9 protein-coding genes and 1 tRNA gene are annotated in these 12774 nt (G+C 55.1%); 7 read left to right on the top strand and 3 right to left on the bottom strand.

Features of this window, described 5'->3' with window-relative positions; genetic code table 11:
- Nucleotides 1-229 precede the first annotated feature (229 nt).
- The 3 genes from VGH19_03075 to VGH19_03065 form a co-directional block, all read right to left on the bottom strand.
- Nucleotides 230-1720: an AAA family ATPase gene (locus tag VGH19_03075; GenBank protein ID HEY1170330.1), complete on the bottom strand. Its 1491-nt coding sequence runs from the start codon at nucleotides 1718-1720 to the stop codon at nucleotides 230-232.
- A 196-nt stretch (nucleotides 1721-1916) separates the two neighbouring features.
- On the bottom strand, nucleotides 1917-2765 hold the full coding sequence (locus tag VGH19_03070; GenBank protein ID HEY1170329.1) for a hypothetical protein: 849 nt from the start codon (nucleotides 2763-2765) through the stop codon (nucleotides 1917-1919).
- On the bottom strand, nucleotides 2758-3855 hold the full coding sequence (locus tag VGH19_03065) for a tyrosine-type recombinase/integrase (protein HEY1170328.1): 1098 nt from the start codon (nucleotides 3853-3855) through the stop codon (nucleotides 2758-2760). The genes VGH19_03070 and VGH19_03065 overlap by 8 nt, the downstream gene beginning before the upstream one ends.
- Nucleotides 3856-3945: 90 nt before the next feature.
- Between VGH19_03065 and VGH19_03060 the strand changes: the two genes are divergently transcribed.
- The 7 genes from VGH19_03060 (at nucleotide 3946) to VGH19_03030 (ending at nucleotide 12750) form a co-directional block, all read left to right on the top strand.
- A tRNA-Arg gene (locus VGH19_03060) sits at nucleotides 3946-4021 on the top strand.
- Between the two features lie 95 nt (nucleotides 4022-4116).
- Nucleotides 4117-7569, top strand: coding sequence for a PVC-type heme-binding CxxCH protein (locus VGH19_03055; GenBank protein HEY1170327.1), 3453 nt, complete (start codon nucleotides 4117-4119; stop codon nucleotides 7567-7569).
- 14 nt (nucleotides 7570-7583) lie between these two features.
- Nucleotides 7584-8348, top strand: a complete 765-nt coding sequence (locus VGH19_03050; protein HEY1170326.1) for an SDR family oxidoreductase — start codon at nucleotides 7584-7586, stop codon at nucleotides 8346-8348.
- Nucleotides 8349-8651: 303 nt separating this feature from the next.
- A complete protein-coding gene (locus tag VGH19_03045; GenBank protein HEY1170325.1) occupies nucleotides 8652-9560 on the top strand; it encodes an alpha/beta hydrolase in 909 nt (302 codons plus the stop codon).
- Between the two features lie 2 nt (nucleotides 9561-9562).
- The gene (locus VGH19_03040; protein ID HEY1170324.1) at nucleotides 9563-10276 is read left to right on the top strand and encodes a metallopeptidase; all 714 of its coding nucleotides are present in this window, start codon (nucleotides 9563-9565) and stop codon (nucleotides 10274-10276) included.
- Between the two features lie 80 nt (nucleotides 10277-10356).
- Complete coding sequence (locus VGH19_03035) at nucleotides 10357-11646, top strand: Gfo/Idh/MocA family oxidoreductase (GenBank protein ID HEY1170323.1); 1290 nt, start codon at nucleotides 10357-10359, stop codon at nucleotides 11644-11646.
- Nucleotides 11647-11826: 180 nt separating this feature from the next.
- Complete coding sequence (locus VGH19_03030; protein ID HEY1170322.1) at nucleotides 11827-12750, top strand: type II secretion system protein; 924 nt, start codon at nucleotides 11827-11829, stop codon at nucleotides 12748-12750.
- Nucleotides 12751-12774 lie beyond the last annotated feature (24 nt).

Genomic DNA, 12774 nt, shown 5'->3' with positions numbered 1-12774 from the left:
GGTTCCCGTCCGGCGGGTTTGCAGGCTTGTTTAACCTCTAAGGCCGGTGGCTGTGTCTTTTTGCCCTGTTCTAAAGACTTGGTCCAGTGGAATTCCTACCGGTTTTTGGAAAAGGCGGGAGGTTTTGCGGCGAAAACCGGTTTTCCCGAAATGAAAAACCCCTAGGGGTTTCGGGAAACGGGAAAATTTTCCTGAAATAGTTTCAGGAATTCTCGAAATATTTCGAGAATCAGCTTTTAAGGTAGAGAAGTCTGTTTTCGTCCGTGTCCAGCAGATGACTACAGCGTTTCAGGGCTTCGTAGGCATTGCTCGCGACGCAATCGCAGTTTTCCATCAACTCATCAACGACCACTTTCTTGGCCGCTCGGCGTCCGTCCGCCAAAACCGTCCGAATATCCTCTTCACTTACCTTAGCCGGACGCCCGGACGTTTTGCCGCCTGCTTGGAAGGATGTCCAATCGAAGTCCGGCAAAGGCTCAAAGCTGGCGATTGAGCAATCCCAAGCGGTAGCGGGTGGCATTTCGCAGTTGTTTGCTTTGCAGCATGTCCAGACACGACGGGTATCGTCCGGTTCATCGGACGCTTTTTGGATGACGAAGGCTGTCCGGGCGGCACTGCCGATGGTGTAGCTGCCTGCAATGAGGTTCAAGAGTCCGCGTCCAGAGGTCTTTTCCTCTCCTTGTGGTTTCCGGGTATGACAGACGATGATTAGAGCCGGGGCGTTATCTCCTTTGGGCAGGCAAGAGCGGATATTGGCGAGGGCGTTTTGATAATCCTCTTTTTTGTCGCCTTGCGTGGCTTCTGTCCACGGATCAACAACGACAACCGAAGGTTTAAAACGCTCGATCTCCGCTTTAACCTCAGCGCGGAATGCCGGACACGCGAATTTGAGTCCGACGTCCGGGCAATCCGTCACCATAACCGCGTCCGCCAAATCAATTCCTGCGTCCGCCAAAGCGTCAAAGTCGGATTTCAATCGGTGGCGTCCGTTTTCGCATTGGATAATGAGCGTCCGAAAACGATTGCGGACGGGAAGCCCGAACCAGTCGCGTCCGGTAGCGCCGGACACAGCCAGTGCCAAGGCAGCACGGCTTTTGCCGATGCCAGGAGCGCCACCAATCAAAATAACCTCCCCGCGAGTGATTAATCCTTGTCCGACCAGAAAAAGGTCGTCCGGTGCTACCCATGAGCGGATGGATGCTTGCGAATGGAAATTCAGGAGCTTTTTCGATGGTTTGTCCGCCTTTGATACCAAAACCATGTCCACCAATGTCCGAACGGCGTCCGTAAGCTGTCCGCCTTTGAGGTTTTCGTCCGAGGATAGGCGGACGGCTTGGCGTCCGGCAATCCCCAGCAGGCGGCGTTTCTGGACGGTTTCCAACCGGACACGGACGGAATTAAAGTCCGAATTAATGTCCGGGTTTGCGTCCTTTAGTCCATTAATCAATTCCAAGGCTTCGTCCTTGAGCATCCCTTGGTTTTCGAGGTGGTTAATAAGGGGTTCCACGGACGGAAGGGTTTCCGTGTGAAAACAGTTTTGCAGGGCGTGAAAAACCGCATGATTGCCGGACAGGTGGAAATAACCTGCGTCCAGCAAACCCATACAAGCCCGCGCTTCCGTCTCATTGGCTTCGAAAATCAGCCGAAGGATGAGAGAGAGTGCGTGTTTCTCCGCTTTGGGATCGTGAGGCAAAGCGGACGTTTCGAGTGGCGAAACCATGGCGACAACCTTTCCTTGTGGTTAGCTTTCCAATGGGAAGCTGGTTTCACGGAGGAAGCGCTGGATTTCCGCAATGGAGTAAAGCGGACGCCTTGTTGCTCGTGAGGGGTTAAGCAGACCGCGCTTGGTGAGGCGGTCAATGGTGATGGGGCTGATACCGAGCGCCTCAGCGGCCTCGGTCCTAGACAGTGCGAGTTTAATTTTTTCGATCATCTACATCGCCCATTATTCTCTGGGCGACTCTCTTACTATCTGGAATCGACTCTACTTGGGGAGGGACATCCAAAATAATCGGTGTCCCCCCTTTGTCACTGCTTCCGTCAAAGCGTAAGCCAAGACGGTGACAAAGCTTTTTAAGGCGGTCAGTGTCGCCTACTTCCTGAATGCCAAGAAATTTGGCCAGCTCCCTATGAAGCTGGGGTAAGGTCGGCTTATTGGTGGTTATGTAACGCCAGCCAATCGCAATGGAGATTTGAATCATGCTGCTGGTATTCCAACCGATAGGCCACCCCACTGCGTCAAAAGTACGGCTGAAAGCGTGATTCAAGCCCTTGAGGAATTTAGCGGCCTCCGCTGGGGGCAAACTCATACCCTCATTGGCTAAAACTTTCACGGGCACTTCTATGCGAAGAAACATATCTCGGACTTCCTGTTCAACTTTCCCGCTGATCTTTGCAAAGATGGCAGTCCCTTGTTTCGCGTGGCCGATGATCGCGAGCAAATGTCCCGTAAACCTGCCGAAGGCTTCTGAATCGGGATTGCTCAAATCAACATTCTTGAGTGTTGGATAACATAAAAAGAACAAATGGTGTGCGGCGCGTTGTCCCCAAACAGGCAGCTTTGGGTAATCGACGGGCAAGCCGAAGGAAGTCATTGCTCGTAGGATGAAGTCTTGCGCTTCCTGCGGGAATGCTCGCCAAAGCACGTCAAACTCTTTGATGATTTGTGCGCCAGCTTGCTGAGAGACAGTTAATTCGCCAGTTTTTGGAATTAATGCCGCAAAAGAAAATTCAGCAGCGGATTTAACTGGTAATAAATTACTCATTTGACGATGCGGTAAAAGTCATGCGTTTGGCCATTTCGAAAGAGTGAATGTCTCTCAAGTGGCCGTATGTCTGGGCAACGAGTATGCCGCCGTCTTTGTGGCCAAGCCAGCCTGCAATGGTTTTAAAGTCGATACCTTGCTCGATGGCATTGCTGGCGAAGTAGTGACGCATGGCGTGATGGGTGAAATGAGGCAGCGATTGATCTTTGCACGCGGACGCCATCGCTTTCTTGGCCGTATCAATCCGAATAATCCGGTCTTCGGGTTGTGGATTGCGCTCTTGAATTAATCGCTCCAATAATTGCTTTAATGCGGGGAAGAGCGGAACGGAGCGGGCTTCGTGGTTTTTAGTGCCTTCTTCGCCGCCGGTTACGGTGAAACTACCTCTCACAAAGTCGATATGCTGCCAAAGCATTGCGGTAGCTTCACCAAGCCGGACGCCAGAGTATGCCAGTAGTTCGATTAAATCGGCAGCGTCACGGGCGCGGACGTCCAAATCTCGGATGCCTTTAATCAATTGGCTGAATTGATCGCGGGTAGGAATGACGATTTCCTTTTTCTGCAAACGACGGCGTTTAATGGCTTGCGCGGGATTATTGAGAATTAATCCCTCGCGTTGTGCGTAGTCCAAGATTGCCCGGAGGGTTTCGCGCTCGTTGTTGAAGGTGGAAGCGCTACGTGTGCCTGCGCGTTTCGCGATCCATTCATCGCAAGTTTGTGCGGTGATATTGCGAACGGGTAGAGAACCAAAATGGCGATTAAGTTGGACGACGCTGGTTTCGCGTCGGCGAAGGGAGGAGGGCTTCAAGGCATATCGAATGGTTTCGAGCCAGCGTTCGGCCAGTTGTTTGAAAGAGATTTTGCCAATGCCTTCCACGCGGCTGAGTCTGGCCACCTGTTCGCGGAAGGTGGCGAGGTGGCGTTCGGCGATCTTACGGTCGGTGGTTTTGAAGGATTTTCGAATCTGCTTGCCGCCTCTCTTCACCAACCCGTAATAGATGGAGCTACCAGTATGGCGATAGAGGCACTCAGCAACCTTTTGAAACTCGGGTTCATCCCGAGTGGCCTTGCTTTCGGAGTCCGATTTCATGCCGAAAGCGTTATGGTTACAGAAATAGGTGACAAGTGCAAAATTTCCACTGGTTTAAACGAGTTGCAAGTGGCTTATTTGCAATAGTTTGTCTCCATAGCTCAAATGGATAGAGCAGCGGTTTCCTAAACCGTTGATCCAGGTTCAATTCCTGGTGGGGACACCATTCAAATGCTAGACCAAAGCATCCTGATGGAGAAGCATTGACGTCTCTCCTCCGGGTCTTGCCTCCCGCCGACATTTCGTTACTCTTGGCCCGCCATGCAGAAGCCGATCCATCGTTCCCTCACCGCTTGCCTAGCGGCGACATTGTTCACCTCTTTCGTTCCTATTGCGCCGCTTCACGCCGCGGACGGCACGAAAGATGACAAATATCCCGAAGGCGTCTCGCTGGCCGACGACCCGGCAACGGCGATGAAGAAGTTCCGCATCACGCCCGGCTTGAAGATCGATGTCTTCGCTGCCGAACCGGACATCCAGGACGTCGTCAGCTTCGCCTTCGATGACAAGGGCCGCGCTTACGTCGTCGAGACCGGCCGCCGTCGCACCTCCGTTTACGACATCCGCAAGCACCGCGACTGGACCGAGAACGACCTCTCCTTCCGCACCGTCCAAGACCGCATCGATTTCCTGAAAGAGAAGCTCGTTCCAGATAATACTGCCCTCCCCAAGGACATCATCAAAGACCGCAACAACGACGGCAAATTCGACTGGAAAGATCTCGAAGTCGAATCCGAGCGCATCCGCCTCATCGAAGATACGAACGGCGATGGCAAGGTGGATAAATCCAGCATCTATGCTGAAGGTTTCAATACGCTCGTCTCTGGCGTGGCCGCTGGTATCGCCGTGAAGGGTGAGGACGTTTACTTCACCTGCATCCCTGATCTGTGGCTGTTGAAAGGCGTCGATAAGAACGGCAAGGCGAAGGAACGTGTTCCCCTGCTCAGCGGTTTCGGCGTACACATTGCCTACGGCGGTCATGACATGCACGGCTTGAAGTTCGGCCCCGATGGCAAACTTTACTTCACCATCGCAGATCGCGGCACACACGTAGAGACCAAGGAAGGCAAGAAGATCGAATTGCCCGATACCGGGGCGGTCTTCCGTTGCAATCCTGATGGCACAGACTTCGAAGTCGTCGCCACCGGTCTACGCAATCCGCAGGAACTCGCCTTCGATCAATACGGCAACCTCTTCACTGGTGATAACAATGCTGATGGCGGCGACAAGGCCCGCTGGACCCACATTGTGGAAGGTGCCGATTACGGCTGGCGCTATGGCTGGCAGCACTTGCCCAAACTCGGCGCGTGGAACTCCGAAAAACTCTGGGACCTCCCACCGCGCAACACCGCTGCCTACATCCTGCCCGCTGCCGCGCACATCGGCCACGGCCCCGCTGGTATCAGCTATTATCCCGGCACCGGTCTGCCAGATAAGTATAAGGACACATTCTTCTACGCGGATTTCCCCGGTGGCGTGCGTTACTTCAAGATGCGTCCCTTCGGTGCCTCTTATCTCGTGAACAATCCCAAGGATTACTTGATGGATAACACGCTGGATAAGATGGATGGCAAACTCATCTGGGGCATGTATCCGACTGATGTGGACTTCGCTCCCGGTGGCGGCATCTACGTGCTCGATTGGGTCAGTGGCTGGGAAAAGACCGGCAAAGGCCGCATCTACCGCCTTCACGATCCCGAAGTGGACAGCAGCGATGCCGTTACGGATACGAAGACCATTCTCGCCGCTGGCATGCGCGGTCGTAGCGATGATGAACTTATCAACCTCCTCGGCCATCAAGACCAGCGGGTGCGTCTCGCCGCTCAATACGCCATCGCCGAAGAAGCGCGTGACAAGGAATTCAAAAAGACGAAAGTCACCCGTTTCCTTCGTCCCTTCAGCAAACCGCTTGATGCCTTGATCATCGCCGCCAAGACGAGCCGCAACCAGATGACCCGCGTTCATGCGCTCTGGGCCATCGCTCAGATGGGTCAGACTCCTGGACTCGATCACGTACAGGAACTCGTTCCGTTAATCTTGGATAAAGACCCCGAAGTCCGCGCGCAGACTGCTCGTGTCATGGGCATCGCCCGTTATGAAGGCGCCTTTAACGCCCTCATGCAATTGCTCCAGGACTCCGACGCCCGCGTCCGTTACTTCGCCGTTCAAGCCGCTGGCCGTTATGGCGATACCCGCGCCATCGAACGCATCCTCAACGTCGCCCGTGAAAACGGCGAACGCGATCCGTATCTCCGTCATGCGTGCATGATGGCCCTGCTCGCCATCGACGGCGGCAAAGGCCTCGACGCAGCCGCGAAGGATAACTCCCCCTCCGTCCGCATCGCCGCCCTGCTCGGCATGCGCAAATTGGAAAGCCCCGATGTCGCCCAGTTCCTGAAAGAGCGCGACAACCTCATTGTCCTGGAAGCCGCCCGTGCCATCAATGACGTCCCCATCAATGACGCCATGCCGCAACTCGCCGAATTGACCAAGGATGCCAAGGCATCCGACCCGATTCTGCGCCGCGCGATGAACGCCAACTTCCGCCTCGGCAAATCCAGCAACGCCCAAGCCATCTCCACCTTGGTCGCGCAGAATAACGTGAGCGAAGCCGTCCGCGTCGAAGGCATTGAGTTCCTTGGCGACTGGGCCAAGCCCGGTGGCCGCGATCGCATCACCGGCCTCTGGCGCCCGATCGCTAACCGCGATGCCGCTCCTGCAAAACAAGCGCTCAAGTCCACCTGGAAAGGCTTGTTGAATGCGACCAATGACAATGTGCGCATCGCCGCCATCATCGCCATCGAGAAATTGGAGATGAAAGAAGCCGGTGAAACCCTCCGCAGCCTCGTGGCTGATAGCCAACTCAAGGTGGATGTCCGCGTGGCCGCCTTGCGCGCCCTCGCCGGATTGAAAGATTCCAAACTCAACGACAGCATCCAGATCGCTCGTGCAGACAAGGAACAGATGCTGCGCCGCGAAGGCAGCCGCCTCCTCACCGCCATGGCCGGTCCGAACATGATGAAGACCATCGCCACCACCTTGGAGCAAGGCTCTGTGGGCGAACAGCAAGCCGCCTTGGAAACCCTCTCCGGCATCCAGAGCGAAGAGGCCGATGCCCTCGTCGTCATCTGGCTCGGCAAACTGAAAGACGGTTCCGTGCCGCGTGAGATCCAACTCGATGTCCTCTCAGCTGCCCAAGGCCGCAAGGCACAAACAGTGAAGGACGCCTTGAAAGCCTACACCTCCAAGCAGAACAAGAAGGACACCCTCTACGGCTTCCGTGAAGTCCTCTACGGCGGCGAAGCCCGCCGCGGCAAAGAGATCTTTTACGAGCGCGCCGAAGCCGCCTGCTTCCGCTGCCATAAGATCAATGGCGAAGGTGGCGATGTCGGCCCCGACCTCGGCAAGATCGGTTCTCAAAAAGATCGCGAATTCATTCTGGATTCCATCGTGCATCCGAACTCCATCATCTCCCCCGGCTATGAAAACGTGGTCGTGACTTTGAAGAGCGGCCCGACCGTCATGGGCATCCTCAAGCAGGAAAGCGAAACTGAATTGCTCGTCGTTTCACCCGAGGATGGCCCCACGAAGATCAAGAAAACAGACATCGCCAAGCGCGAAAAAGGCCTCTCCTCCATGCTGCCCGAACTCGGCACCATCCTGAGCAAACAGGACTTGCGCGATGTCATCGAGTATCTCGCCAACTTGAAATAAGAGCGGTTGAACTCATGAGTTTGTTCTCTCTGCAAGGTCACGGCGCACTGGTCACCGGCTCGTCACGCGGTATCGGGCTCGCTATCGGCAAGGGCTTGCACGAAGCCGGTGCCGAAGTCGTCTTTCACGGCACCAAGAATCGCCCGAAAGACATCCCGCCCACTTGTCCTTACGTGAATGGCGATTTGCGCTCTGTGATGTCCCCGCGCGACATCATCACTGCCGCTCGCAAGCGCATGTCCAAGCTGGACCTGCTTGTCTGCAACGCCGGCTCCTTCTACGACGTGCCCTTCCGCGAGATGAATATGCAGCGCTGGAAGAACACGATGGACCTCCACCTCACGGGCAACTATTTCCTCATCCAGGAATTCGCCAAAGTCTTGTGGGAAGAAGGCCATCCAGGCTCAGTCGTTCTTGTCGCTGATACCAGCGGCATGCAGGCAGATCACGACTGCACCGCGTATGATATCGCCAAGGCCGGGATGATCGGCATGGTGAAAACTCTGAGCGTCGCCCTCGGGCCGCAAAAGATCCGCGTGAATGCCATCGCCCCCGGCGTCATTGATACGGACTTCACCCACGAACGCCTCGGCAAATCTCCCGAACGCGTCGCCGACTACGAACAGAAATTCGTCCTCGAACGCTTCGGCACCGCCGCCGATTGCGTAGGCTCCGCGATCTTCCTCTGCTCTGAAGCCTCCAGCTACATCACCGGACAGATCCTTGCCGTCGATGGCGGCCTCGGCGTCAGCCGCGTCGGCAAAAAGCCGAAGCCCTAAGCCCCGTGCTGCCGGATTCCAGCCGGCAGTAAGTTGCTGCCCGCACAGACACAGTGATGTTGTTGGGCGCATTTGGTAATGCCCCTGCAATGACTATGGCTTAGGAAAGCAGCAAAACGCTCTATCTCCCTCTCCTCCAACGATAGTTGGAGGAGAGGGTCGGGGAGAGGAGGCACTGATCCCTTCAAACTTCGCTCGCTCTCTTTTTTCTGTCTTTGCGGGCAGCAGCCAAATGAGCCCGATGTTTTTCCACCGCAAAAAAAACAGGCGTGCCTCCGCTCAAAATCCTGCCACCATAAGACAATGAAATCCGCCCTCACCCTGCTCATCCTCGGTTTCATACTCTCGTCCAATTTAATCACCCAAGCCGCTCCCCCTGTTGGTGAATCCCACATCTATAAAAAGATCGGTGACCGCGAACTGAAACTCTTCGTCCTCAAACCTGCCGATTGGAAATCATCCGATCAACGCCCCGCTGCCGTCTTCTTCCACGGTGGCGGCTGGACCGGTGGCAGTCCCTCGCAATTCAACGAGCATAGCGAATATCTCATCACGCGCGGACTCGTCTGCATCCAGGTACAATACCGCTTGCTCGACAAAAAGACCAACGAGCCGCCCACTCAATGCATCCACGATGCCAAATCTGCGATGCGCTGGGTACGCTCGCATGCGAAGGAACTCGGCATTGATCCAAACCGCATCGCCTCCGGTGGCGGCTCAGCGGGCGGCCACCTCGCCGCCTTTGTTGGCATGGTGGATGGCACCGATGACCCGCAAGATGATTTGAAAATCTCCGCGAAATCTAACGCCCTCCTCCTCTACAATCCCGTCTTCGATAACGGCCCCGGTGGTTGGGGCGCCAATCGCGTCGGCGACCGCTACAAAGAATTCTCCCCCGCTCACAACATCACCAAGGATGATCCTCCGGCCATCGTGTTCCTCGGCTCGAAAGACAATCTCATCCCTGTGAAAACCGTGGAAACCTTCAAAGCGAACATGGAAAAGGCCGGGGTTCGCTGTGACACCCACATCTACGAAGGCCAAGGCCACGGCTTCTTCAACTACGGCAAGGAAGACAGCAAGTATTGGTATGAGACGCTGCTGGAAACCGACAAATTCCTCACCTCGCTCGGCTGGTTAAAAGACCCACCGACCTTGAAAAGGCCCGAAGCCAGAAGCACTCCCGTCAAATCAGAAAAGAAACAGGATTGATCATGCTCTATCGCCTCTCAATTCTCCTCGCATTGTGTTGCCTGCCCATCGCCGCCTTCAGCGCCGACGAAGCCGCCAAACCCACCGCTCACGAAACGCGCCAGATCGAAGGCTGGACCTTGCAGGTGGACAAACGCCTGCTGGAAGAATCCAACAAAGAACTCGGCCAGCGCGCCTTGCGGATGCTGGAGAATTCACTCTACGAAATCGCCCTCATCACACCCACGAACCAACTCGCCAAACTCCGCGCCGTCCCCATCTGGCTCGATCTCACCCATGGCAAGCTGGGCAACATGCAGTATCATCCCAGCTCCGGCTGGCTGCGTGAGAACGGCTACTCCACCAATCTCGCTAAGTGCGTACACATCCCTTCCGCCGAAGGTTTCACCGCCCTCCGTCATCATCGCATCCAGCCATGGTGTGTCCTTCACGAACTCGCCCATGCCTACCACGATCGCGTCCTCGGCTTTGAAGAACCTCGCATCAAGACCGCATGGGAAAAGTGGCGGCAGAAATCGGAATATGAAACTTCCCTCTACATCGAAGGCCATCCCCGTCGCCATTACGGCCTCACCAATCACAAAGAATTCTTCGCCGAGATGACCGAATCCTACTTCGGCATGAACGATTTCTTCCCCTTCAACCGTGGTGAACTCAAAACCCACGAGCCCGAAGTCTTCAAATTGATGGAAGACATCTGGGGCAAATTACCGTGATAAAATTCTTTGATGGAACAGCCTGCGATTGACGTCCATATCAGCGTTGTGTTTGCTGTACTTAATCCAACCAATTGACTATGAACACCCCGACTGACACTTCCCGCCGCAATTTCCTGAAGACCTCCGCCACCTTGGGTGCGACTGCCCTCGCCTTCCCCACCATCCTAAGCGCCGCATCGAACAGCGACAAGCTGCGCATCGGCCTCGTAGGCTGTGGGGGTCGTGGCAGCGGTGCCGCCAATCAGGCTTTGAGCGCGGACAGCAATGTGGAACTCGTGGCCATGGGCGATATCTACGCCGACAAGCTGGAGCAATCCCTGCAAGGCCTCGCCAAGCAGCACGGCGAAAAGGTGAAGGTAAATGCGGACAAGAAATTCACCGGATTGGATGCTTACCAAAAAGTCATCGATAGTGGCGTGGATGTCGTCCTACTCGCCGCTCCCGGCGGTTTCCGTTCACGCCATCTCGCCGCTGCGATTGAGGCCGGTAAACACGTCTTCTGTGAGAAACCCATGGCTATTGACGGCCCCGGTATCCGTTCTGTGTTGAAATCCGTCGAACTCGCCAAACAGAAGAAACTCGCCCTGCGCGCAGGCTTTTGCTTCCGCTTCGACAACACGCTCCGTGAAACGATGAAACGCGTTCACGACGGTTCCATTGGCGATGTCCTTTCCGTTTATTCCACTCGCATGGGCGGCACGCTCTCCACGAAATTCCCCGGCACCCGTAAGCCCGAATGGACCGACCTGCAATGGCAGCTCAATAACTGGTCCAACTTCCTCTGGCTCTCCGGCGATTGGATGATGGAAGTGGCCGTCCATAGCGTGGACAAGATCAATTGGATCATGAAGGACGTGGCCCCCATCAAATGCGTTGCCTCCGGTGGACGCCAGGTGCCTTCCTTCGGCAACATCTATGACCATTTCGACGTCACTTGGGAATACGCCGATGGCCGTCGCACGATGCTGAAGACGAAGTATCAGGATCATTCCTACAAAGAACACGCCGATTACATCCAGGGCAATAAAGGCAAATGCATCATCGGCCGCAAGACCGCCCCCGAGATCTTTGACGCGAGCGGCAAACCTGTCTGGCGCTACACCGGCGAGAAGGGCGACATGTATCAGAACGAACACGACGAACTCTTCGCCTCCATCCGCTCCGGCAATGTCTGCAATGACGGCGATTGGATGATCAAGAGCTGCATCATGGCGATCATGGGCCGTATGTCCGCTTATACTGGTCAGGAGATCACTTGGGATATGGCGATCAACTCACAAGAAGACCTGTTCCCGAAAAATCTTGCGTGGGATATGAAACTCGATGTGCCTCCGATGGCTTCACCCGGTGTGACGAAGTATTTCTAAAACAAACTCTCCATTAATTACATTAGGACAGGCGGCCTGCATTCTGCAGGCCGCCTTTTTTATTTTTACATGTCCGCTATTTGGACGAACTAATCTCCGTATCACCCAAAGAGCGTACCCGCATCATTGCTAAGAAAACAGATTCTTCCGCCATTTGTCATTAAATACCAATTCACTTTTATGACGAATAAAAGACACCTGTCGTCACGGGCAGTCTCCGGTTTTACCTTGATTGAACTGCTCGTGGTCATCGCCATCATTGCAATCCTCGCGGGCATGTTGCTCCCCGCTCTCGCCAAGGCCAAAACGCGCGCCCAGATCACCCAATGCCTGAGCAACATGAAACAGCAAGGCGTGGGCATAGGCATGTATACCACTGACAGCGCGGAGAAACTGCCCTATGCAGTGCTGCGCCAGCACAACAACTACGACGTCACGTGGGATGACCTGCTTTCTCCTTACTTGGGAGGCTACGAAACACCCACACAACTTCTCTCGAGCACACAACAAAAAATCACGCAGGTGAAAGCCATCACGTGCCCTTCCGACAAGGTCGAGCGCATCTTTGCCAATGGCGGCGTATCCAACCCCATACGTTCCTTCCGCAGTTATTCCCTGCCTACGCATCAACGCGGTGATACCGTTACCTGGACTTACGCTGCCACCGCAGCAGAAACTTGGCCGCCCAGCCCGGTGAACAAATGCGGCATCGGAGTTTTCTGGCGTCAAACTACTCCCGCACATACCTCCTGGAACAGTGCAGACACATGGTATGGCGGAGATTCCACAGCGAATACAAAACCATGGCCGAGCCGCCAAGCTGCGGTGCGTACCACGCTCATCCAGAACCAGCCGGAAACCATCCTGGTCGTGGAACGCGTCAGCACCGGTAGCCATGTGCAATATGGCGGCAACGAAAACGGTGCCACCACCGACCACCCCAACCAGCAGAATGGTACCATCGGCCTCTCTCTCTATCACAACAGTGGTTACAATTACCTCTACGCTGATGCCCATGCGGAATTCCAACCACCCGCCAAGACCATCACCACGACCGATCTGAACAAACAATCCGGTGCTTGGACCATCAATCCGAAGGACTGATCACACCGAGGGATACCCATTCAC

This window comes from Verrucomicrobiia bacterium, from assembly GCA_036405135.1.
Lineage (GTDB): Bacteria > Verrucomicrobiota > Verrucomicrobiia > Limisphaerales > JAEYXS01 > JAEYXS01.
The sequence above is the reverse complement of the archived record's forward strand: the minus strand, read 5'-3'. Positions and strand labels throughout refer to the sequence as shown.